Source organism: Shewanella sp. 125m-1 (assembly GCF_052977065.1).
Map to the genome: position 1 here is coordinate 38,054 of NZ_JBRILT010000012.1, position 23,024 is coordinate 61,077.

A 23,024-nucleotide genomic window follows, 5' to 3' on the forward strand; every position below is an offset into this window, starting at 1 on the left:
ATGCCTACATATCAGTACCGCGGTCGAAGCGCTCAAGGTGAGCAGATAAAAGGGCAAGTTGATGCTAGCTCAGAGAGTGCGGCTGCCGATCAACTGATGTCTCGTGGCGTGATCCCCTTGGAGCTAGTATTAGCGAAAGAAGCTAAAGAGTTTGACTTAAAGTCTTTATTTAAAGGTAAGGTCGCCTTAGAAGAACTGCAGATATTTACTCGGCAGATGTACTCCTTGACTCGTTCAGGGATCCCGATCTTAAGAGCGATCGCAGGGCTTTCGGAAACGACGCATTCAGTGCGCATGAAAGAGGCGCTCGATGATATTTCAGCACAGTTGACCTCAGGTCGCCCTCTATCATCAGCGATGAATCAGCATCCCGATGTATTCGATGCATTGTTTGTCTCTATGGTTCATGTGGGTGAAAACACCGGTAAGCTTGAAGACGCCTTTATTCAGTTGTCGGGTTATATCGAACGCGAGCAGGAAACCCGCAGACGGATTAAAGCGGCGATGCGTTACCCGATATTTGTCTTAATAGCGATCGCGATAGCCATGGTTATCTTAAACATCATGGTGATCCCCAAGTTTGCAGAAATGTTCTCGCGTTTTGGTGCCGATCTGCCATGGGCGACTAAACTGTTAATTAATACATCAAATATTTTCGTTAATTACTGGCCTGCGATGATCCTGGTTATTGTTGCGAGTTTCGTGGGCATTCGTTATTGGCATAACTCTGAAAAAGGCGAGAAGCAGTGGGATAGATGGAAGTTAAATATCCCCATAGTTGGCAGTATTATCGAACGTTCAACGCTATCGCGCTATTGCCGCAGCTTTTCAATGATGTTGAGTGCAGGCGTGCCAATGACGCAAGCATTGAGTCTTGTTGCTGACGCCGTAGATAATGCCTATATGCACGACAGTATTGTGGGTATGCGCCGTGGTATCGAGTCAGGCGAGTCGATGCTAAGAGTATCGAATAACAGTCAGCTATTTACGCCTCTTGTACTACAGATGGTGGCAGTAGGTGAAGAGACCGGTCAAATTGATCAGTTGTTAAATGATGCGGCTGACTTTTACGAAGGTGAAGTGGACTACGATCTTAAAAACTTAACCGCAAAGTTAGAACCCATTCTGATTGGCTTTGTTGCTTGTATTGTATTGGTGCTAGCACTGGGTATTTACCTACCTATGTGGGACATGCTCAATGTCGTTAAAGGTGGGCGCTAGTGAAGTCATTGTCAATGAACGCATGGGCCGGTTAACGTGCTTAGCCAACAAAAAGCAGAAGCAGAGCTGATCACTATTTATGGCAAAGTGATTGCCTTGATTATTTTGCTCATTATTTTATTTTTCTTAGGCTTTCATTACTTTGGCGGCATTAAGCAGCTTAGTCAGCCAAGTATTCGGGTAGAACATACACGACTGCTTAATGTTATGGCGGTGGCGCGCTCACAATGGCTGATGCGTAGTAAGCCAGACGTTTTATTGTTGGATTGGTACTCAGATAGTGAAGATCGTGTTTCATCCACAGGGCAAGTACGTATGGCTGCTGGTGGTTGGCCCATTTTGAATGAGACAAGTGTTGCTGGTTGTCAGCAGTTATTGTCCGAATTGTTGGGTCAAGGTTATGTGCAACAAATTGATACTGAGTTCAATTTAGATACAGGAGTATGCCGATATATTGGCGAGTCTGGCGATAGTATTAGCTATCAAACTAGCTCTGGACGGGTCATTTTTTTGACTAGGGCCGACTAAAGAGCGAAATTATCTGTTTTCTAATTTTAACAAACTGCTAGAATAGTCGCATACAACACTGGGGGTAAAATGAAACAACAGTATCAAAAGGGGTTCTCCCTTATCGAATTAGTCATAGTCATAGTGATCTTAGGTTTGTTGGCTGCGACGGCTATCCCCCGTTTTTTAAACGTAACTGATGATGCTGAAGATGCCAGTGTCGACGGCGTAGCAGGTGGCTTAAGCACCGCAGTGAGCTTTGTTCGCTCACAGTGGGAAGTCGATGGTCGTCGTAATAATACCGTGTTGCTAGATGGTACAACGGTATCACTCGATACTCGTTTTGGTTATCCAACGGGTGCAACCAACACAGATGCAAAAGGCATGGACCAAAATTCTTGCCAACAAGTGTTTGATCTTGTTTTGCAAAATTCACCAAGAAGCGTAGTTTCAGGAGAAGATGCGCGTAAAGCAAGATATGTAGTGAGCGTGGCAAAAGGAGCGGGTGGTAGCTCAAATACCATAGATGGCGTGCTTGTTAGCGATCTTGATGTTTGTTTGTATTACCTAGCCTCATCACTCGTGTTAAATCCACAAACGGGAATACCGTCTGGGGATTTGTCTGATTTGAAGAATTTGGCAGGTAAAGGGGTGACTTACAACCCAGGTTCAGGCCAAGTAGCGAGTTTTATTGACTAAATTTTTTACAACTTAACGAGTAGATTCGTTAGTTGTATTTGTTACGTGATCGAGGAATTTTATATGCAAAAGCAAAATGGTTTTACCCTAATCGAGTTAGTGGTTGTGATTATTATTCTAGGTATTTTGGCTGTAACCGCTGCACCTAAGTTTATCAACCTACAAACTGATGCGCGTCAGTCTGCATTGCAAGGAATGAAAGGGGCTATTCAAGGTGCTAATGGTTTAGTTTTTGCTAAAGCTGCTTTAGCGGGAAAGGAAGCTTCTGCTGATACTACAGTTGATATCTTAGGCACAGCAGTAACAACTGATGATGTACCTATTACTTATGGTTACATGCATGCAACTGAAGCTGCTTTTGAGCTTGCAATGGATGCAACGTTTGATGCATCGACAGTAGTTGATGGAAAAGAAGACTGGATTGTAACGGCAACTGGAACTCCTGCTAAAGATGGTGTTATGGTCATCTATCAACGTGGTGCTCCAAATAGCAATGCTAAATGTCAGATTACTTACGAAGAAGCAACTGAAACTACTTTACCTATATTTACCGTCGATGACTCTGAGTGCTAATAGGAACATTGCAAATGCAAAAGCAAAACGGTTTTACCCTAATCGAATTAGTGGTTGTGATCATCATCCTCGGTATCTTAGCGGTTACCGCTGCACCTAAATTTATCAATCTACAAACCGATGCACGTGCATCAGCATTACAAGGTGTTAAAGGTGCCATTCAAGGCGCTAACGGTCTAGTATTCGCTAAGGCTGCCTTGGCTGGTGCGGAGAAGAAAGCGGCAACCGCTTGGACTGGCGATGCTACAAAGCCTGATGATGTAAATGGTGGTGTGGATATTGGTACTGCTTTGAAGGCTAAAACCAATTTCGGTTATCTTCAAGCGACTGCAACAGAGTTCAACAACGCTATCGATGCCGATTTTGGCTTAGCAGCAACAAATCCAGAGTGGGTTGTAGTTCCCGATTCAGCAGCTACACCAGCAACTTTAACTATCAAGCAAGCGGGCTCACCTGCCGATGATTGTCAGTTAGTTTATACTCAAGCTGGAAGCACTTCAGTTGTACCAACTTATACTATTACTGATACTGGCTGTTAATCGGATCGGTTTAAGAGAAAATGACAATGCAAAAACAAAATGGTTTTACCCTAATCGAATTAGTGGTTGTGATTATCATTCTAGGTATTTTGGCTGTAACAGCTGCACCTAAATTTATCAACCTACAGAGCGATGCTCGTTTATCTACTCTTCAAGGTGTGAAAGGCGCATTGCAAGGGGCTAACTCTCTTTATTACTCGAAAGCTGCAATCGGCGGTTTTGAAAAGAATAAAGCTACAGATACCACTAATCCTCCAAAGGTTGGGGACGTGACTTTGCAATTTGGTTATGTGCAAGCAACTGCAGCCGAGATAGAAGAAGCATTGGAAATTACAGCTGCTGATTGGACTTTTACACCTGTTACAGGTGCTACTGGTGATACACCTGCGATAGCAATATCGCCTAAGGATGCACCTACTGATTGTAAATTTATTTACACGCAAGCTAAAGATGCATCAACACCACCAGTGTACGGTGATATGCCAACAGCTGATAAGTGCTAGATTTATCTGAGTGAAAAAGGCCTGCCTCGCAGGCCTTTTTTGTATCTAGGGCATTAATTGTGGCTTTATTTGCCATAATTATTAAACTGTTGGGAAATCAGGTTTAAGATGGTGAAAAGCCGGAAAAGCTAGACTAGGCACCAGCTTGTGGTTTCATCTTTTATAGCTGGGCGCAGCCCGCTCTAGCCGTCGCAACGCGGCGTCCTAGACTCTCGATTCTAGCGTCAAAGATCGTGAGTTTGCTTTAGCAGCAAAAAATAAACGGCAATCAATACAACTTACAACTGCACATATCAATCAGGACGAGTAATGCATAGATCGCAGCGCCACACAGGTTTTACGCTAGTCGAGCTTGTGACGACGATAATCCTTATTGCCATCCTTGCTGTGGTGGTGATTCCTCGGCTGCTGACCTCTTCAAGCTACAGTGCTTTTACCCTACGTGATGAGTTTATTAGTGAGCTTAGAAAGGTGCAGATCATGGCGATGAATAATCAAGATCGCTGCTACCGTTTATCTGTCACCGATACCAATTATCAAGTCTCTCGCTACCAAGGCGCTTACAACAATGCTTGTTTAGGCGTTCTCATTCGTACTGATATGCCACAGGCGTTTCAAGGTGGTGCTAGCTTAGCTTTGCTCAATGGCGCGAGCAGTTTCAATATTGAATTTAATGCCCAAGGCGTACCCATAGTGAATGGTGCGCGCTGCAATGGTAATTGCATTAGCGTGATTGCCGATGAAACTCTATTGCTTGCTATAGAATCAGAGGGGTATATTCATGATGGGCAATAGATTCTTAAGGTTTAAATTGCACAGTCAAAAAGCCTTTACCTTGGTTGAGCTTGTTGTCGGCATGGTGGTGATAAGCATCGCCTTTGTGTTACTTAGCACTATGCTATTCCCTCAAGCGGAAAGAGCCGCTGATACCTTGCATCGAGTACGTACAGCAGAACTTGCCCATTCTATTTTAAATGAGATCTGGGGTAAGCGTTTTGATCAAAATACCAATGCTAATGGTGGGGTGCCAGCATGCGGCGCACCAGCAAAGCCTACGTTAGGTTTGCCAGCGGGGAAGCCCTGTACAGCCAAAGGCAATTTGGGACCTGATAAGGTTAATGGCGCCGAAGAAAGCCGTAATAATTATAACGATGTCGACGATTACAACGGACTTAATATCAACAGTCTGATGCTTGATAGCAGCGAAACTTATGCTCAGCGCTATGTTAATTATGGCCTTAACGTTGAAGTGACATATAACAATTTACCGAGCCTTAATACCAAGCTTATTACGATTAATGTGACCACGCCTAATGGCGAGGTGATGACCTTCAACGCGATCCGGAGCAACTATTAATGCAATCGTTAATACGCCCAGCTTCGAGGTCGAAATTGAGTCAACGAACTCAATTAAATCAGCCTCAACTAACTCAACTTAAGCAACTTAAGCAACTCAAAAATAGCGGCTTCACTTTGGTCGAGATGGTCACTGTGGTGATTATCCTCGGTGTATTGGTACTTGGCGTGAGTAGCTTTCTGATTTTTGGTACTCGGATATTTATCGACGCTACCTCGGTTGATCAGGTAATGAGCCAAAGTCGATTTGCTATTGAGCGCATGACCCGAGAGATCCGTAACGCAGCGCCAAACAGTATTCGTGTTCGCGATAGTGGTGATGGTGCTTGGCAATGTATCGAGATGATGCCGATTATCTCCAGTGCGTCTTATATCGATATGCCTATCGTGCCAGCCTCAACAGCAAGTAGTGGCACTGCGATGCAATCGACTGCTAATGCGCCATTAACCGCGGATCAATTACTACTGATTTACCCGCTCACCCCTGCCGATGTTTACACCTTTGCTGCTGGCACCCAAGGCAAGCTATTTACTATTGACTCAATTACAGCGAATAGCAGCAATGATCTCAGTATTAATTTTGGACGAGCGGTGCGTTTTGATGAGGCATCTCCAAGACAGCGTTATTTTGGCGTAAAAGGCGCGGTTAGCTATTGCTTCGAGCAAGTGACGACAGAGTTGAGCATATTAAAGCGCTACGCAGGTTATGGTTTTAATCATCCTAATTTGCAGCCATCACCAACTGATATGGGGACAGGTGTGTTGATGGCGGAAAATATAGTCAATACCATAGGTACCAATAGCCCTATTGCTTATACCCCAGGCACGCTTAGAAACAACGCTATGGTTCACTTAAGCCCACTGTTTAATGTGCAAGGGCAAACGTTTCAATATCATCATCAAGTGCAGGTGATTAATGTCCCGTAACCAAATGCTTTTGCCCACTCGTCGTAAGCCTATCTCTATAGGTTCTATGAGTTCTATTAATCGCTCTAGGCGCTCTATTAATTGCTCTAGGCAGCGCGGTAGCGCCTTGGTGATAGGTGTTTTCATTATCACAGTGATGTTTTTACTGGCTGCGACATTGATTAATGTCTTAGATGATGCTGACCAAGATATCAGCCTTGAAGTCTGGGGAACACGCGCCTTTGCTGCAGCAAACACCGGCGCCGATCGCGCTTTAGCCACTTTGTTTCCGGTTGATGGCAGTAGCGGTAGTTGTGATGCTCAAACTACGTGGAATATTGGTACTGCAACTGGACTCGTGGGCTTTAACGGCTGCACTGTAGTGATGACCTGCTCTGCGATAACAACAACATTACCGCAAAATAATATGACCCAATACCTCGTTACCAGCACTGGCACTTGCAGTACCGGGCAATGTGACTCAGGCACTGATAGCGATGCCAGTTGCATTCGCGTGAGTCGTCAAGTGGAGGTAGAAGCTCGTGATTAGAACCTTAATGTTTATTTGCAGTTTAAGCTTACTGGGTCAATCTGCAGTGGCGTCAGATTGGAACTCTGTTTTCCAGGAGGGGATTAATACTCATGGCGCAAGAGGTGAAATTGAATTTAAAAAAGATGCTCGTCTTGAAAATGCGCCGTCAAATGGAGAGCTACCTGCTAGAGACGTAAAAGATAAAGACGACAACTCTTGCTGGGTAAGTGATGGGCGTAGAATCGAGTGTGAGGAGTCCGATACCCCCTCAGAGTTCCCACCGGATAGAATTAGTTTTGAGCAGTGCAAATCACATAGTAATGACGATATTACTACCTCAAATAGCGACCGTGAATTTGAGCTGCCAGATGGTGAATATGGTCATATCCATATGGAAAATAGTGCCAGTGATAAAATATCATTCACAACGACAAATGGTATTTACAAGATTAAGCATTTAAAGGCAAAGCTAGGAACGCTAACTTTTGCCCCGGGTAAATACTGGATTGAGGATTTAGAAATTGATGATGCAGTACAAATCGTATTTCCAACTTCTGGCGATATAGGTTTTTTTGTAAAAAAAGACTATAAGCATGAGAAACTGCAGTTTTTACCCTATAGCGCTGAGCAAATGCTGTTCTATGGTTACGGTAAGATTGAGCTTGAAAATAGCACCTATTTGCGTGGTTTTGTTTTTTCAGAAAAAGACGTCAATTTGAAAAATAGTTCATCGATTGAAGGCGCTGTAGCAGGTAAAGACAAGGTTAGGCTTGATAACAATAGCCGTGTCATTCAAAAAAATACCATGGGAAACCTTCGTATCAATCCGAACTGTGACCCGGTGCCGGTTCCAAAACCTCCCATCATCCCTCAATGCCCCGCAGAACAAAGCAATATTGAAGGTCTAACCTACAGAACTTATGATGCTCGTAGCTGGTACGCTGATAACTATAGTCCGGCAAATAAAAATGAATTTCGAGAGCTTGTTAGTGAGGTCAGTAAAACCAGCAATCAAATTGGTGAGTCAATTGAAACGAATCTAAATCAGCATGGTTATAGCATCAATCCTCATTCAAAGGCTGCAGCCGATCAAGATCTATATTTAGGCGTTTTTGAAGGCTATATTCAAGTTCCTGAAACAGGCGAGTATACGTTTGCTATTGATGGCGATGATGCTATTGAAGTCTTGATCGATGGTGAGGTCGTTACTGGGTTTTATAGTACCCATGCCGTGTGTAATTGCACTCGATATCAAGGTAAGGTTTTGCTAGAACAAGGGGCTCATAGGATTGAATTTCGCTTTCATGAAGCCTTTGGTGCAGAAGCCTTTAGACTGTATTGGCAACCCCCTTCCTCAAATCGTTTTGAGATAGTTCCGTCGAGCCAGTTGCTGACTTGTCCGGCGCCGCAGTTTGAGTTTGGCCGCGCCGAGCTTGATGCCAACGGCAATGCGGTTATTAATTTTGATAATACTTATTCTACAGCTCCTGTCATCATGGTTATGCCGACGATAGATCCAAATGATACTGATAGACATGGGGAAATCATAGATCGATCTTCTACGGTAAGAGTCGATAGTCTTAGTTCGAGTCATGCCTCTATTAAGCAGGTGAACTCCGGTTATCCATATGGCTTAAATAAAAAGATGGATAAAATCGATTATTTTGTCATGGAGCAAGGTTACCGTTTTCTAGAAAGAGGCAAGGCATTGCAGGCGGGAGCGATATCAACCAAATTGTATCAAGGTAAATATCTGCCAAGCTCAGGTCGGGGTTATGAGCATATCGCCTTCAATCATCGTTTCGGCCTAAAGCCAGCTATACTTGGGCAAACACTGACCAATAATAATCAACGTTTTAGTACTACAGTAATCAACAACGTCAACAGCGATGGCTACGACTTTGAAATTGCTATTGAAGGTTCTGAAATTAGTAGTCCAATTTGGACTGAAGAGACCTTGGGCTATGTTGCTGGTGTTGGTCAGGGCGTGATGACAGTCAATGGTGAGAACCTAAAGTACGAGTTTGCAAACGGCTTAAATCATGGCAATGGTAGTTCAACTCAAACATTGAGCCAGCAGTGCGTTTTTAATAACAACTATCAGCAAACCTATTCAGACCAACCTTTAACGATCGCTAATAAAAACCAGCGCCGTGGGGCAGATGGCGGCTGGGTAAGGCGCTGCACCAAAGAGAGTTTTAACAATCAGGTGAGCTTTGCGATAGATGAAGATCAGCAGCGAGATGATGAGCGCAGCCATCTAGCTGAGAGTATTGGTTACTTTGCCTTTGAGTATGCGCCAGACGCGCCAGCCGTTAATCATTATCGAATTAACTTTGATTCTGGCGCGCTTAGCTGCGCGGCTAAATCAATCACCCTTCAGGCATGTGCTAATCCAGACTGTACATCTTTACTTAGCGATCCCGCTTCTGTGACGCTGACGAAAAACAATACCAGTTATACTCGTGAAACCTTTACCGGCAACACAACAACAGAGTTGTGGCACCCTCAGGGTGGCTTGGTCACGCTTGGGTTAAGCTCGACCTTGCCGACGGCTAACTACAGCTGTTATATCGATGGAAGTTTTGTTGCCAACAGTCAATGCCAATTGAACTTTGAAGATAGCGGCATCTACTTTAATATCGATGATTCTACAGCCTGTAAAAATTCAAATAACTTCGAGCTGTTCGCGGTTAAAAAAGATCAAACCACTCAGCAATGTGTACCGCTATTTGCCAACAAAACAAAACCGATTTCAATGGCATTTAATTACATTACCCCCGATTCATCAGGGATAAATGAAGCGGCCAAGCTGACCATTAACAGTCTCAATTCGCCAACGGCGAGTAAAGAGATTACAGGCGGGGCAAGTCAACAGCTACAAGTACATTTTGATGCCAACGGTAAGGCGCTACTTAATGTGAACTACCCTGAAGCGGGTAAAGTTGAGCTTGCAGCAACGCTTACTGAAACGATTCGTTCTCCCGATGGCAGCACGAGCGAGACCTTAGTGCTTGAACATAGTGAGCAGTTTGTCTCTAAGCCCGATGGATTCCATTTTTTTAATGATTCCGGCACTAATGGTTGCAGCGGTGCAAGTTGTGACTTGTTTGCTAAAGCTGGCGCTGATTTTAAGATGAATGTAAAAGCGGTGTGTGGCGTTGATAACGGAGCGACCTATAAGGATCGCCCAGCACTTAAAAATTTCCAATTTTCAGACTTAAACATTAAGCCTGTGCTACAAGCGCCATTAGTCACTAATGGGGATGATAAAGATGGAGGACTTGGAGGTCTGGGGCTCACAGGCTTAAACTTTACCAAGACTAACAGTGCACCATTGAAAGTGACCAATCAGACTTATTCTGAGGTGGGCGCGATAAGCATTATGCTTGATGGCGAAGTTAATTACCTCGGCGCGACGATTGCTGAGGCGAACTCTAGCAGCGACACGTTTGGTCGCTTCTCTCCTTACTATTTAACCTTAACGGGCAATGCTCCTAGTCTTGAAGCTCAGTGTGGCAGTTTCACCTATATGGGGCAGCCGTTTGGCTTCTTAACGGGTAAAGAGCCAACTTTGTCTATTGTCGGTAAAAGTAAGAGCGGGGCGATAACTAATAATTACCAAATTGGTGATTGGTGGCGCTATAAGGGGAAGCAATGGCTGGATCGCAGTTATAGCGATACCTCAGGCGCCACTTCGTTTAATGGTGTAGCGCTGCAAATAGCAGATGAAACACCGATTTCTGGCGTTGTTGATTACTACCCGATTAATGATACTAACAGTGTTCAAAGGGCTTATCTAAAGGGATCAGAGCTGCATTATGTCCGTACGGCCTCATTAGCTGTGCCATTTAATGCGCAGTTTGATTTAGACCTTTCTAAGACCGATGTCACCGATATCGACGCAATTTGTTATCAAGACTCCGCATCTGGTGCCTGTATCGGCTTTAGCTTTGATGATATTGGCAAAGACGAGAGTTTTGCTATGCGCTATGGTCGATTTGTGAAGCAAAATGCTTACGGCCCCTCATCGGAAGAGTTGCGAGTTGAGGTAAGTACTCAATATGTGGCTGCTAATGTTGATGGTAAAGCGCAGTGGGTGACTAATACTAGTGACAGCTGCTCGGTTTTCGATACGACCACAGCCACAGAGTCAGCAGATACAGGCTTGAATTTAAAACCAGATGCAGGGCTTGAGTTAGTGCAAGGTTTTACTCAATCAGGGGGAACCGGAAAAGCCGGTACTATAGAGTTAGGTAAAAGCTTTATTTATTTGCCAGCACCTAATAGCGATGGCGAGGTGCTCTTACAGCAGCATGTTGATAAATGGCTACAGTGGTATTGGAATTATGATGGAAATACCGGCCTGCAGGACCCTCGAGCAACGGCTTACTTTGGTACTTATCGAGGTCATGACCGGATTATTTATTGGCGAGAAGTTAACTAAATGTCAGTAACAGGGGGCGAGACAAGTTATTGACTCGCTCTTTTGGTAGAAGATCGCAAAAAACAGCGTTTCATTAGCAATTGTTAACCTCTGTGGTCTTGTGGATTTTAAGAAGCATGATAAAGTTACCTGATTTCTTTTTTCTACGACTCCACTGAGACAGGCTGGTTACATGTTCAAGAAGCTACGCGGCATTTTTTCTAATGATCTTTCGATCGATTTAGGTACAGCAAATACACTAATTTATGTCCGTGAAGAAGGCATAGTGCTAAACGAACCATCAGTCGTTGCCATTCGTGGAGAGCGAAACGGTTCTGGTCAGAAGTCGGTTGCGGCCGTCGGTACTGAAGCTAAGCAGATGCTAGGTCGTACGCCTGGAAACATTCAAGCAATTCGTCCAATGAAAGACGGTGTTATCGCCGACTTTTATGTCACAGAAAAAATGCTACAGCATTTTATCAAGCAAGTTCATAACAATAGCGTATTTCGTCCAAGCCCTCGTGTTCTAGTGTGTGTGCCAGTGGGTGCAACGCAAGTTGAACGTCGTGCAATCCGTGAATCGGCAATGGGCGCAGGTGCGCGTGAAGTGTATTTGATTGAAGAGCCAATGGCTGCTGCAATCGGTGCCGGTCTTCCGGTTTCTGAAGCAACAGGTTCTATGGTTGTTGATATCGGTGGTGGTACTACAGAAGTTGCGATTATCTCGCTAAACGGTGTGGTTTACTCATCTTCAGTGCGTATCGGTGGTGACAAGTTTGATGATGCGATTATCAACTATGTACGTCGTAACTACGGTAGCTTGATTGGTGAAGCAACAGCAGAACGTATCAAGCACACAATCGGTACCGCGTACCCAGGCGATGAAGTACTAGAGATTGAAGTACGCGGTCGTAACCTTGCTGAAGGTGTACCACGTAGCTTTACGCTAAACAGCAACGAAATCCTAGAGGCGCTACAAGAGCCACTATCGGGTATTGTCAGTGCCGTAATGGTTGCGCTAGAGCAGTCTCCACCAGAATTGGCATCGGATATTTCAGAGCGCGGTATGGTGTTAACTGGCGGTGGCGCACTTATACGTGACCTAGACAGATTACTGATGCAAGAAACGGGTATTCCGGTAATGATCGCAGAAGATCCATTAACGTGTGTTGCTCGTGGCGGCGGTAGAGCTTTAGAGATGATCGATATGCATGGCGGCGACCTGTTCTCTGAAGAAAACTAACCACGGTTAAAAAGGGCGGTATTGAACCGCCCTAGTTTGTTATGAAGCCTATTTTTGCTCGCGGTATTTCCAATCAATTTAGATTAACACTGGCTGTTATCATGTCGGTGATCCTGCTTGTCGCTAATGACAGGCTTGAACCTGTGCGTAACTCCCTCTCTTCGTTATTAAGTCCGTTGCAGTATGTCGCTAATATTCCTGGTGCATTACTCGATCTTTCTGCTGAAAGTTTGGCAACGCGAAACATGCTCGCGAAACAAAATAAAGAATTATTACGTCATCAACTGCTGATGAGTGAGCGTTTACAGCGATTTGAACATTTGCGTCAAGAAAACGATCGTCTACGTGGTTTACTGGGATCTCCGGTACATATGGATGCGAAGAAGGTCGTTGCTGAGGTGATGGAAGTCGCCAGCGATCCTTTTCACCAATATGTAGTACTAAACCATGGATCACGCAGTGGCACATTTGTCGGTCAACCTGTGGTTGATGCTCAAGGTGTTGTCGGCCAGGTGGTGCAGGTGAGCGAGCTCACTAGCCGAGTACTGCTGCTTTCAGATACCACCCATGGTATTCCGGTACGAATTACCCGTAATGATGTGCGCCTTATGGCTGTCGGCACAGGTGTGCTCGATGAATTAGAGCTCAGGCATGTGGCTAAGAGTACCGATGTGCGGGTTGGCGATCTTCTGGTGTCATCAGGCTTAGGCAAGCGTTTTCCTGAGGGCTACCCGGTGGCTCGAGTGATCAGCGTCGAAAAAGACGATGGTAAGAACTATGCTACCGTCGTTGCTCAGCCGTTAGCCGCATTAGATAGAATTCGTTATTTATTATTACTTTGGCCAGATATTGAATCTGACAGTGCTGAACTCACGCCGCCTGAGGGTGTCGAAGAAGCGGTTAAGGCGAGTCAAGAGGTCACACAATGAGTTTACATGTGGCAAATGGCCGCTGGGTCGTTTGGTTAAGCCTATTAGTGGCGATGCTGTTTCAAATCATGCCACTGCCAGATTTGGTAGAAGCATGGCGTCCCGACTGGTTATTGCTGGTCATTATCTATTGGGCGATGGCGCTGCCTCACCGATACAATATTCTCACGGCATGGGTGCTGGGTGTGATGCTAGACATCTTGCTCGGGGCCACATTAGGGATCCGTGCGTTTGCTATGTCAGTCGTCGTATATGTGGTGGTACTGCATTTTCAGCGCTTACGTAACTTCCCTATGTGGCAACAGTCGCTGCTGGTGGCTATGCAGGTGGCACTTTATAACCTAGTGGTATTTTGGGTGCAATTTGTTAGCGACTCCGCCGTTTTCGATATTAGTTTGTTCTATCCAGCACTTTCTAGCCTTGTGATGTGGCCGTGGATCTTTTGGATTTTACGCCGTGTAAGACGTCTTTATAAGGTCAGATAGCAACAATTGGTTTTAGGTTATTTTCTTCGTTAGCTTGTGACGTTAGCTTATGACTTTAAGTTAATCACTAGAATAAGTTAGCTCAGCTAGAATCTTAAAAAAGGTACTCATTATGAAGTTAGTACTTGCCTCGGGCTCGCCTCGTCGTAAAGAATTGTTAGGCCAGTTAGGTTTTTTGAACACTAACAGTGCGAGTCCATTCGAGTTCGAGATTTTAGCGGCGGATATTGACGAAAGTCATCAAGCAGGAGAGTCTGCTGAAGCGTTTGTGTTAAGACTTGCTGAAGAGAAAGCACTCGCAGGATTAGCGCTATATAGGGCGGAAAGTGGCGCCGATAACCAGGCTGTAGTGTTAGGTTCTGACACTATCGTAGTGCAAGGCGACATCATTTTAGGCAAGCCAAAAGATGAAGCCGATGCGGCGCAAATATTGGCAAGTCTGTCAGGATTGCAGCATCAAGTGATGACCGCTGTGGCGTTAACTGATGGCACCAAGACGGTGAGTCGCCTGGTTAAAACTAAGGTGCAGTTTTGCCAGCTAACCCAGGCGGATATCTTAGCTTATATCGCAACGGGTGAGCCGATGGATAAAGCCGGTGCATACGGGATCCAAGGTTTGGGTGGAAGTTTTGTTGAAGCTATCGAGGGAAGTTATTCCGCGGTAGTCGGGTTACCTTTGGTAGAAACCCGCGCGTTATTGTGTGAGATGCAAATTTTATAGCCATAAAATAGCGTAATAAATAGGCCTTAATTGCCAAGCTATAAAACATCATTCTTTGCAGACTTTAACTGGCTAATCGGTATTTTACCTCCGTTTAGCTAGATCACGATCTACGCCAAATCCTTTTTAAATTAGCTATTTCCCTAAGTGGGGTGAGTTGTGAGTAGAAGTCGATTCGCGCAAAGCCGAGTGCAGAAAAAAATAGGCTCTGAGCTCTTAATCAATGTAACACCAACAGAAGCTCGAGTTGCATTAGTCGAGCATGGTGTGCTGCAAGAAGTCCATATTGAACGACGCATGAAGCGTGGTTTAGTTGGCAATATTTATAAAGGTAAAGTGAGCCGCGTACTACCGGGTATGCAGGCGGCTTTTGTTGATATCGGCCTCGATAAGGCTGCATTTTTGCATGCCTCAGATATTGTGCCGCATACCGAATGTGTTGCCGATGTTGAAAAAGGCAATTTTGTGGTGCGCGACATTGCCGAGCTTGTTAGGCAAGGGCAAGACATCATGGTGCAAGTGGTTAAAGATCCGCTAGGCACCAAAGGCGCGCGCTTAACGACAGATATCACCTTACCCTCTCGCTATCTGGTGTTTATGCCAGGCTCTAGCCATGTGGGTGTGTCGCAACGCATTGAGTCCGAAGAAATTCGGGCTCGCCTGAAAAAAATAACACAACCCTTTGTTGATGATGATGGCGGCTTTATTATTCGCACCGCAGCTGAGAGCGCGGGTGAAGATGAACTCGTGCAAGATGCGGGCTTTTTAAGACGTGTGTGGGCCAAAGTTAGCGAGAGACGCAAGCGCCGTGGCGTGTCTTTATTGTATCAAGACCTCGCCCTACCTGTGCGTATTGTGCGCGATTTTGTGGGTACTGAGCTGGACCAAATTCAGGTCGACTCTGCGCAAACTTATGAAGAGCTGCAGCAGTTTGCGCAAGAGTTCATGCCTGAGATCGCCGATAAGCTTGAGCACTACAATGGGCCTATCCCCATTTTTGACCTTTATGATGTCGAAAATGAAGTGCAGCGTGCCTTGGGGCGTAAAGTCGAGCTTAAATCTGGCGGCTACTTGATCATAGATCAAACCGAAGCCATGACCACGGTAGATATCAATACGGGGGCGTTTGTTGGCCATCGTAATCTTGCAGAAACCATTTTTAATACCAACCTCGAAGCGACCCATGCCATAGCACGTCAATTACGTCTGCGTAATTTAGGCGGCATTATCATTATCGACTTTATCGATATGATGAATAACGACCATAAAAAGCGTGTGCTAGCCAGTTTAGAAAGTGCTTTGTCTAAAGACAGAGTGAAAACCAATATCAGTGGTTTCTCTGGCTTAGGCCTAGTGGAGATGACCCGTAAACGTACTCGTGAAAGCTTAGAGCATGTATTGTGCGGTGAATGTCCAGCTTGTTTCGGCACGGGTAATTTAAAGACGGTTGAAACTGTCTCTTACGAAATTTTCAGAGAGATCATTCGTTTGAATCGTGGCTACGATGCTGATGAGTTCTTGGTTTACTGCTCGCCTGCTGTTTATCAGAGTCTGAAAGGTGACGAGAGTCATCTACTGGGAGAATTGGAGGTCTACATCGGTAAACGAGTGAGGCTGCAAAATGAACCTATGTATGCGCAGAACAAATTTGATGTGGTGATAATGTAGTGTCATCAGAGACTTACGCACCTAAAAAGCGCTCTTTTAATTTGACTCGTTTTTGCTGGCAATTTCTCGCCATCATTTTAGTGCTGTTTGCACTTATGGTCAGTCTATTTAGGGGCTTGTTACCACAACTTGATCAGGTCCGTATGGAGCTGATCAGTTTTGTTGAGTCTGAGTATCAAGTCAAAGTGGACATCGGTAACCTCGCTGCGGAATGGCAGGCATATGGCCCTGCATTAACGGTTAAAAACTTCGTTCTACCCGCGCAGGACAACCTTCCTGTCACCCTGCTATTTAATCAAGTGCATGTGAAATTTGATTTTTGGCAGTCGTTAGTCACAGCGTCACCACAAATCGAGGATGTGATCTTCGATGGGGCAAATGTCGCCTTAGATCTGGATCGTTTAAAGGCGCTTGAGCCTCGCGAGTCGACCACCCAAATGCAGACGGATTGGATCTATAAGTTGTTATTAGAACAACTGGATCGCTTTTCAATTACCGATGCTAGATTTCAGTTGCTTAGCAAAGAGCATGATTATCGCCCCATCTTTATTAAAGATATGAAGTGGCGCAATACCAGTGGCCGGCATCGAGCTGAAGGCAAGGTTGTACTCGATGAAAATGCCTCAGAGGTAGAGCAGTTGGCATTAAGCGTCGATATTAAGGGTAATGGTAATCGCCCAGAATCTTTAGTGGGCCAGTTCTACTTAGCGGCGCGCTCACTGGATATTGGCGAGTGGGCCTCCAGACAACCTAATCCATATGACATGACAACAAGTCTGCCACTGGAAGGCGTTGTTAATCTTCAGGCATGGGCTGGATTTGCAAATAGAAGCATTGAGGGAGTAACGGTCGAGTTTCAACCTAGCTGGTTAGAGTGGTTTCTTAATGAAAAACCGCAGAAATTTACCATTAACTCTGGCGCAGTCCTGTGGCAGCCAAAAGCACAAGGTTGGTCATTAACAAGTCATGGACTTGATTTTTCAACCAATGAATCCTCTTGGCCTGCATTATCGCTGGTCGCCGAAAAAACAGAGCAAGGTATTGATGCGACTGCAAATCAGCTGGCGCTGGATATGTTATTGCCTTTGCTGCCGCTCATTCCCGGTGTAGAGCTCGATAGCCTAAATACCTGGCAGGCATTAAAGCTAACCGGCAAGATTAAAAACATTAACGCCCATTGGGGTGAGCTGCTGAAACAGCCTGAAGTGTCGCTTGAACTCGATAGCGTCGCTTGGCTTGCTTATGATGGCATTCCTGGTGTTGCTGCGATTGATGTCAAAGCGAATATACTTGATGACACGCTGAGATTTTCACTGCCTGAACAAAGCTACCTCCTCGACTTTAATGGTGATTTTGCCGCGCCAATCCAGCTTAAAGGCGATGCATTTAGTGGTGATGTTAACTTCTCAGATTTATCGCTATCTTTACCAAAGATACACTTTAGTAATGCCGACTTAGACATTGATGCTGGCGTACGCTTTGAGTTTGCCGATGCGGTGCATATGGCCTTACTCGCCAACATAGATATTAATGATGTGGCTAACGTGCATCAATATTTTCCGTTAAATGGCATGAGTAGCGAGCTGGTTACTTACCTAACTCAAGCGCTTAAAGCGGGTAACACTGATGATGCGGTTGTAGTGTGGCATGGTGCATTTAGTCGTTACCCCTATGCTCAGCACGATGGTATTTTCCAGGCAGATTTTACGTTAACAAACGCTAACTTTGAATTTCAGCCAACCTGGCCTGCAGTGAGTCAGCTTAACTTGTCAGCCTTGTTTGAAAATGATGCGATGGATCTTCGGGTCAATCAAGGCCAGTTATTAGATGTTAAAGCGGACGGTGCTTATATCGGCATTCCTTCGCTGGGCGACAGAAGCTTATTGCAAGTGAAAGTAGACTTAGCGACAAAGGCTGAAGCTGCTAATGCCGTTATTCAACAATCACCGTTAGTTGATTCTGTTGGAGCAACGCTTGATGTAGTGCAGATAAGTGGTGATATTACCGGGCAGATCGATCTCAGCATTCCACTTTACGATGGTGAAAGTGAGGTGATTAAAGGGACGGTTAATTTTAAAGATACGCCTGTTTACGTGGCTGAACCTGGGATCCAACTCGATAAGGTCACCGGACAGATTCAGTTTGTCAATGATGTGGTCACAGGCTCAAACCTTAACGCTGTTATGTATCAGCAGCCGCTGCAATTTAGCTTTAATACCAAAAGCATGAATAAGAACTATGGGGTGAACGTCGATCTCGCTGGGCAGTGGCAATTAGCCGATTTGCCACCAGAGCTGCATAATCCCCTTAGCGATTATTATGACGGTCAAGTTGATTGGAATGGTGATTTGAGGTTGATCTTCGATCCCATAGGTTACCGAATTCAAGCGCGAGTCGAAACCGATCTTATTGACGCCGCCCTTAATTTACCAGCGCCTTTTTCTAAGGCAAAAGGCGAAGCTAAGCACTTAGTTGCCGAGTTAATTGGTGATAATAAACAAGCTTCTTTAGGCATTAAGCTGGATAAGCAGATGGAGTTTTGGGGTGGCTTTGGGGCTGACTCAGGCAATGCGCTAGCGCATTATGACTTGTTACTGGGGCGGTTATTTAAGCCTGGAGACAAGTTACGTAAGCACCAGGGTCACTTGCAGATCGATTTAGATAAGACCGAGCTGTCACCTTGGTTGCCGATTGTGCAGGCCTTTGTGAGTCAAGGCGAGGTTAGTCAAAGCGATATCAGTCAAGATGATGCGCCAAGCGTGTTGACTGATGAGTCCGTGACAACCAAAGCAGCTTTCTTTCCTGCTTTGGTATCAATTGATGCTGATTTAAATGATCTCAATCTTATGGGGCAACCGCTGACGGACCTCCACTTTAGCGCAGAGCCGACTGAACATGCCTGGCGATTCGATGTTAACTCGCAGCAGTTTGATGGTCGTCTCGACTTTTATCCGGACTGGGTTAATCAAGGACTAAAGATCGTCGCAAGTAAGTTCCATATGGCACCAGAATCTCGTACAGAAGAAAATGCGCATTATAAGTCTGATACGATTATGGCTAACTTGCCGCCATTGGCGATCGATGTCGATAATTTTTCATTATATGGTAAGTCGTTAGGCCACTTAGTGCTGCAAGGAACACCTAAGGGAGCGTCATATGAGATCCAAACCGTCTCAATTACCACGCCCAACGTGCAGCTAAAAGGCCGTGGTGACTGGGATATGAATCAAGGCAAAAACCTCACCTCATTCAAGTTAACTTTGGATGCCACAAAATTTGATTATCTGTCAGAGAAACTGGGGATCGACCCCGGGCTTAAGAATGCACCGACAGCCGTTACCGCAGATATTTCATGGACAGGGGCGCCTTATGCGTTTTCGTTAGAGACGCTTAATGGTGACGTCAGTTTTGAGTTAGGCAAAGGGCATTTATCTGAGGTCAGCGACAAAGGCGCACGCATCTTCTCGTTGTTTAGCTTAGACTCCTTGCTGCGCAAATTATCGTTAGATTTTTCAGATGTTTTTGGTAAGGGGCTCTATTTTGACTCCTTTAACGGTACGCTAAAGCTTGATGACGGCGTGGTTAAAACGACCGACACTGAGATGAACGCCGTTGCTGGAAACATGCGAGTGCGTGGCTATACCGATTTAATGACCGAAAGCCTCAATTATGATATTCGCTTTGTGCCGCAATTGGCATCGAGTGTTCCGACTGTCGTGCTGTTGAGCACGGGCTGGACATTTGGATTAGGGGCGTTTGCACTGACTAAAGTGCTTGAGCCTGTGATTGAGGTGATTTCAGAGATCCGCTTTAGACTGACGGGCACTATGTCAGAGCCTAAGCTTGAAGAGCTTGAGCGCAAGAGCAAAGAGATAGAAATTCCGGAGTCTATTTTACGCAAGCAATCACCGCAGTCGGATGTCCAAGGTCAGCAAACATTGCCTGAAGCCAATGCAGTAATAGTTGGGGTCACTGAAACCCCAGCTCCTGTTGAGGGGAGCCACCAGAAAAGTGCTGCAGCAAGTACTGTTACGGCGTCAGGTAGCCAGTTATCGTCGGTGACAGCGCCAAATATTCAATTTAATAGCGCTGAGGTTGCCAATACTAACAAGCATACCAGCAACAGTAACAGCAAGGCTGATGTCAAGCTTCCAGCACTTAAGGTTATTGAATCCAAGCCTGAAACCGCTCATGATGAGCAGGGCGAATCATCAGATTTACCGCAGCAAGATCTATCGAACGGCAGTTTGTTTGAGTCAGATAGCCGCCAACAGGGAGAGTTAGATGCAAGTCAGCCTACTGCAATGTCAAAGCAGTCGCAGCGTATCCGAGAATCTACAGTTTATCGAGTCGCAGCTTAAATCATTACCTCAAAAGGCCAATGAATCACAGTTGGTGGTATTGCCTGAGTGTTGCCTGTTGTTTGGCGGCGAAGAAAGTCAGCAACTGCAGTATGCTATGCCTGCTGAAGATAGCAAACTCAAGCAAGATTTAGCTAAGCTAGCGGCGCAATACAGGGTCGTTATGGTTGCGGGCAGTATCCCGATTTTAGCCGAAGATGATCGCGTTTATAATCGCTGCTATGTGTTTGATGTCGATGGCAGTGTCTTAGGCCAATACGATAAGTTGCATCTGTTCGATGTTGAGGTGACTGATGGCACTAAGCAATATCGAGAAAGTGATGCGTTTTGTCCAGGCAAGCACATTAGCGTGGTTGATACGCCAGTGGGTAAGTTAGGATTAGTGATCTGTTATGATCTTCGTTTTCCCGATCTGTTTAGAGCGATGCGAGAGGCGGGAGCCGAGCTTATTGCTGTGCCAGCGGCATTCACCAAAGTCACTGGTGAAGCTCATTGGCAGGTGCTGTTACAGGCTCGAGCTATCGAAACCCAATGTTTTGTCTTAGGTGCTGCGCAGTGGGGACAACATAATCAGGGTAGCCGAGAGACCTGGGGGCAAAGTATGATAGTCAGTCCCTGGGGAGAGATCCTTGCCCAAAAAGCACAAGGGACTGGCTGGGTTCAAGCTGAGGTTGATCTGCAAGGCTTGCAAGCGCTTCGGGCAAAAATGCCGGTGATGGCCCATAATCGATTTGTGTCACCACAGCTTAAATAGCTCAATAAATTTAGGGCGAACAGAAACTTGCTGTGAGCGAGATTCGGTTTGCCGACGTATTTTATCGAATTAATATAAAGAGAGAATAGATGTCATTTTTAACCCAAGTTGGACAAAGCTTATTACAAGATGGGCTAGCAATCGATGATCTACAAAGCTATTTAAAGCGTATTCATGAACATCAAATTGATTTCTCAGATCTTTATTTTCAAGGTAGTCGTCACGAGTCTTGGGTATTAGAAGATGGCATTGTTAAAGACGGCAGTTTTCATATTGAACGAGGTGTAGGTGTTCGTGCTATTAGTGGTGAAAAAACCGGTTTCGCCTATGCCGATGAAATTACACCTGCAGCATTAGAAGCGGCGGCAACCGCGGCGCGTGGAATCGCGACATCGGGCGGTAATGCTCAAGTTAACGCTTGGCAGCAGCAACAGAGTAAGGTGCTGTATATCAGTTCCGATCCGATTGCTGCGATGGAAGAAGTGAAAAAGATTGAGCTGCTTAAGCAAGCTGATGCCTATATCCGCAGCTTAGATAGCCGTATTATTCAAGTTGTAGTGAGCCTGTCTGGTGTTCACGAAGAAATTTTAGTGGCAGCGAGTGACGGTACTCTTGCTGCTGATATCCGCCCGTTAGTGCGCTTTAACTGTAGCGTTATTTTAGAAGAGAACGGCAAGCGCGAGCGCGGCGGCTCTGGTGGCGGTGGACGTCATGATTACAGCGTGCTATTAGAAGATGATAGCGACGGCTTACCTTATTGCTTTGGTTTTGCTCGAGAAGCGGTACGTCAAGCTCAGGTAAACCTGCACGCAATTGATGCGCCTGCAGGCGAGATGCCTGTGGTACTTGGCGCAGGTTGGCCTGGCGTGTTATTGCACGAGGCTGTGGGCCATGGCCTTGAAGGTGACTTTAACCGCAAGGGTAGCAGTGCCTTCAGTGGCAAAGTGGGCCAGCAAGTGGCGTCAGAATTAGTAACGGTAGTCGATGATGGCACTATGACTAATCGCCGTGGTTCACTGAGTATTGATGACGAAGGGGTGCCGACTCAAAAGACTGTGTTGATTGAGGACGGGATCTTAAAAGGCTACATGCAGGACAAACTTAATGCGCGCCTAATGGGCGAGCAGTCAACCGGTAATGGTCGCCGCGAGTCATATGCACATCTGCCTATGCCACGTATGACAAATACATATATGGAAGCGGGTGAGTCAGATCCTGCCGAAATCATTAAATCGGTTAAGAAAGGGGTCTACGCGCCTAACTTTGGTGGCGGCCAGGTGGATATTACCTCGGGTAAGTTTGTGTTCTCTGCATCAGAAGCCTATCTCATTGAAAATGGTGAAATCACCCAAGCCATTAAGGGCGCAACCTTAATTGGTAATGGTCCTGAGTCGATGAGCCAGATCTCAATGGTTGGTAACGATTTAGCGCTGGATAAAGGCGTGGGCGTATGTGGTAAAGATGGTCAAAGTGTTCCTGTTGGTGTTGGCCAGCCGACATTGAAGTTAGACAAGTTGACCGTTGGTGGCACCGCATAAAAGTTCATAAGCTAGGATTTAGCGAGTAAATAATCGACTAAGTCCTAGCAGGCAAGATGATGC

General features: G+C 45.5%; 19 protein-coding genes. All 19 read left to right on the forward strand.

The genetic code is table 11. The annotated features are described in order from the left end of the window. The 19 genes from ACVBIK_RS07800 to tldD all read left to right on the forward strand — a co-directional run bounded on the left by ACVBIK_RS07800 (window position 1) and on the right by tldD (window position 22,961). A complete protein-coding gene (locus tag ACVBIK_RS07800) occupies window positions 1–1,221 on the forward strand; it encodes a type II secretion system F family protein (protein WP_447159773.1) in 1,221 nt (406 codons plus the stop codon). 36 nt (window positions 1,222–1,257) lie between these two features. Continuing rightward, entirely contained in the window at window positions 1,258–1,749 is a 492-nt protein-coding gene (locus tag ACVBIK_RS07805; protein ID WP_447159772.1) for a hypothetical protein, read from the forward strand. 69 nt (window positions 1,750–1,818) lie between these two features. Beyond that, the gene (locus ACVBIK_RS07810) at window positions 1,819–2,427 is read left to right on the forward strand and encodes a type II secretion system protein (protein WP_447169425.1); all 609 of its coding nucleotides are present in this window, start codon (window positions 1,819–1,821) and stop codon (window positions 2,425–2,427) included. A gap of 63 nt (window positions 2,428–2,490) precedes the next feature. Further along, window positions 2,491–3,000 carry a type II secretion system protein gene (locus tag ACVBIK_RS07815; protein WP_447169426.1) on the forward strand — a complete coding sequence of 170 codons (510 nt, stop codon included), beginning with the start codon at window positions 2,491–2,493 and terminating at the stop codon, window positions 2,998–3,000. Window positions 3,001–3,014: 14 nt separating this feature from the next. Beyond that, the gene (locus ACVBIK_RS07820) at window positions 3,015–3,539 is read left to right on the forward strand and encodes a type II secretion system protein (protein ID WP_447169427.1); all 525 of its coding nucleotides are present in this window, start codon (window positions 3,015–3,017) and stop codon (window positions 3,537–3,539) included. 26 nt (window positions 3,540–3,565) lie between these two features. Further along, window positions 3,566–4,042, forward strand: a complete 477-nt coding sequence (locus tag ACVBIK_RS07825; RefSeq protein WP_447169428.1) for a type II secretion system protein — start codon at window positions 3,566–3,568, stop codon at window positions 4,040–4,042. Between the two features lie 309 nt (window positions 4,043–4,351). Further along, window positions 4,352–4,837 (forward strand): pilus assembly FimT family protein, encoded by a 486-nt coding sequence (locus ACVBIK_RS07830; protein WP_447169429.1) that lies wholly within the window; start codon window positions 4,352–4,354, stop codon window positions 4,835–4,837. Then, a complete protein-coding gene (locus ACVBIK_RS07835) occupies window positions 4,824–5,399 on the forward strand; it encodes a type IV pilus modification PilV family protein (protein WP_447159766.1) in 576 nt (191 codons plus the stop codon). The genes ACVBIK_RS07830 and ACVBIK_RS07835 overlap by 14 nt, the downstream gene beginning before the upstream one ends. Further along, window positions 5,399–6,325, forward strand: a complete 927-nt coding sequence (locus ACVBIK_RS07840) for a PilW family protein (protein WP_447169430.1) — start codon at window positions 5,399–5,401, stop codon at window positions 6,323–6,325. Before ACVBIK_RS07835 ends, ACVBIK_RS07840 begins: the two co-directional genes overlap by 1 nt. 4 nt (window positions 6,326–6,329) lie before the next feature. Further along, window positions 6,330–6,854 (forward strand): MSHA biogenesis protein MshP, encoded by a 525-nt coding sequence (locus ACVBIK_RS07845; RefSeq protein ID WP_447169441.1) that lies wholly within the window; start codon window positions 6,330–6,332, stop codon window positions 6,852–6,854. 7 nt (window positions 6,855–6,861) lie between these two features. Further along, window positions 6,862–11,283, forward strand: a complete 4,422-nt coding sequence (locus ACVBIK_RS07850) for a DUF6701 domain-containing protein (protein ID WP_447169431.1) — start codon at window positions 6,862–6,864, stop codon at window positions 11,281–11,283. A gap of 172 nt (window positions 11,284–11,455) precedes the next feature. Then, entirely contained in the window at window positions 11,456–12,505 is a 1,050-nt protein-coding gene (locus ACVBIK_RS07855) for a rod shape-determining protein (RefSeq protein ID WP_447159762.1), read from the forward strand. A gap of 41 nt (window positions 12,506–12,546) precedes the next feature. Beyond that, window positions 12,547–13,434, forward strand: a complete 888-nt coding sequence (gene mreC / locus ACVBIK_RS07860; protein ID WP_447159761.1) for a rod shape-determining protein MreC — start codon at window positions 12,547–12,549, stop codon at window positions 13,432–13,434. Further along, the gene (gene mreD / locus ACVBIK_RS07865; RefSeq protein ID WP_447159760.1) at window positions 13,431–13,919 is read left to right on the forward strand and encodes a rod shape-determining protein MreD; all 489 of its coding nucleotides are present in this window, start codon (window positions 13,431–13,433) and stop codon (window positions 13,917–13,919) included. The genes mreC and mreD overlap by 4 nt, the downstream gene beginning before the upstream one ends. Before the next feature lie 112 nt (window positions 13,920–14,031). Next, window positions 14,032–14,640 carry a Maf family protein gene (locus ACVBIK_RS07870; protein ID WP_447159759.1) on the forward strand — a complete coding sequence of 203 codons (609 nt, stop codon included), beginning with the start codon at window positions 14,032–14,034 and terminating at the stop codon, window positions 14,638–14,640. Between the two features lie 201 nt (window positions 14,641–14,841). Beyond that, a complete protein-coding gene (gene rng, locus ACVBIK_RS07875; protein WP_447159815.1) occupies window positions 14,842–16,308 on the forward strand; it encodes a ribonuclease G in 1,467 nt (488 codons plus the stop codon). Then, complete coding sequence (locus ACVBIK_RS07880) at window positions 16,308–20,669, forward strand: YhdP family protein (protein ID WP_447169432.1); 4,362 nt, start codon at window positions 16,308–16,310, stop codon at window positions 20,667–20,669. Before rng ends, ACVBIK_RS07880 begins: the two co-directional genes overlap by 1 nt. Beyond that, window positions 20,593–21,423 (forward strand): carbon-nitrogen hydrolase family protein, encoded by an 831-nt coding sequence (locus ACVBIK_RS07885; RefSeq protein WP_447159757.1) that lies wholly within the window; start codon window positions 20,593–20,595, stop codon window positions 21,421–21,423. Before ACVBIK_RS07880 ends, ACVBIK_RS07885 begins: the two co-directional genes overlap by 77 nt. 89 nt (window positions 21,424–21,512) lie before the next feature. After that, window positions 21,513–22,961: a metalloprotease TldD gene (gene tldD / locus ACVBIK_RS07890; protein ID WP_447169433.1), complete on the forward strand. Its 1,449-nt coding sequence runs from the start codon at window positions 21,513–21,515 to the stop codon at window positions 22,959–22,961. The last annotated feature ends 63 nt before the right edge of the window (window positions 22,962–23,024 follow it).

What these genes read in the sequence shown, in the direction of transcription:
- ACVBIK_RS07820 (WP_447169427.1), top strand. Translation starts at nt 3,015, where the DNA reads ATGCAAAAGCAAAACGGTTTTACCCTAATCGAATTAGTGGTTGTGATC.
- ACVBIK_RS07845 (WP_447169441.1), top strand. Translation starts at nt 6,330, where the DNA reads ATGCTTTTGCCCACTCGTCGTAAGCCTATCTCTATAGGTTCTATGAGT.
- ACVBIK_RS07825 (WP_447169428.1), top strand. Translation starts at nt 3,566, where the DNA reads ATGCAAAAACAAAATGGTTTTACCCTAATCGAATTAGTGGTTGTGATT.
- ACVBIK_RS07800 (WP_447159773.1), top strand. Translation starts at nt 1, where the DNA reads ATGCCTACATATCAGTACCGCGGTCGAAGCGCTCAAGGTGAGCAGATA.
- mreD (WP_447159760.1), top strand. Translation starts at nt 13,431, where the DNA reads ATGAGTTTACATGTGGCAAATGGCCGCTGGGTCGTTTGGTTAAGCCTA.
- ACVBIK_RS07850 (WP_447169431.1), top strand. Translation starts at nt 6,862, where the DNA reads ATGTTTATTTGCAGTTTAAGCTTACTGGGTCAATCTGCAGTGGCGTCA.
- ACVBIK_RS07885 (WP_447159757.1), top strand. Translation starts at nt 20,593, where the DNA reads ATGCAAGTCAGCCTACTGCAATGTCAAAGCAGTCGCAGCGTATCCGAG.
- ACVBIK_RS07835 (WP_447159766.1), top strand. Translation starts at nt 4,824, where the DNA reads ATGATGGGCAATAGATTCTTAAGGTTTAAATTGCACAGTCAAAAAGCC.
- tldD (WP_447169433.1), top strand. Translation starts at nt 21,513, where the DNA reads ATGTCATTTTTAACCCAAGTTGGACAAAGCTTATTACAAGATGGGCTA.
- ACVBIK_RS07815 (WP_447169426.1), top strand. Translation starts at nt 2,491, where the DNA reads ATGCAAAAGCAAAATGGTTTTACCCTAATCGAGTTAGTGGTTGTGATT.
- ACVBIK_RS07810 (WP_447169425.1), top strand. Translation starts at nt 1,819, where the DNA reads ATGAAACAACAGTATCAAAAGGGGTTCTCCCTTATCGAATTAGTCATA.
- ACVBIK_RS07870 (WP_447159759.1), top strand. Translation starts at nt 14,032, where the DNA reads ATGAAGTTAGTACTTGCCTCGGGCTCGCCTCGTCGTAAAGAATTGTTA.
- ACVBIK_RS07830 (WP_447169429.1), top strand. Translation starts at nt 4,352, where the DNA reads ATGCATAGATCGCAGCGCCACACAGGTTTTACGCTAGTCGAGCTTGTG.
- mreC (WP_447159761.1), top strand. Translation starts at nt 12,547, where the DNA reads ATGAAGCCTATTTTTGCTCGCGGTATTTCCAATCAATTTAGATTAACA.
- ACVBIK_RS07855 (WP_447159762.1), top strand. Translation starts at nt 11,456, where the DNA reads ATGTTCAAGAAGCTACGCGGCATTTTTTCTAATGATCTTTCGATCGAT.
- ACVBIK_RS07840 (WP_447169430.1), top strand. Translation starts at nt 5,399, where the DNA reads ATGCAATCGTTAATACGCCCAGCTTCGAGGTCGAAATTGAGTCAACGA.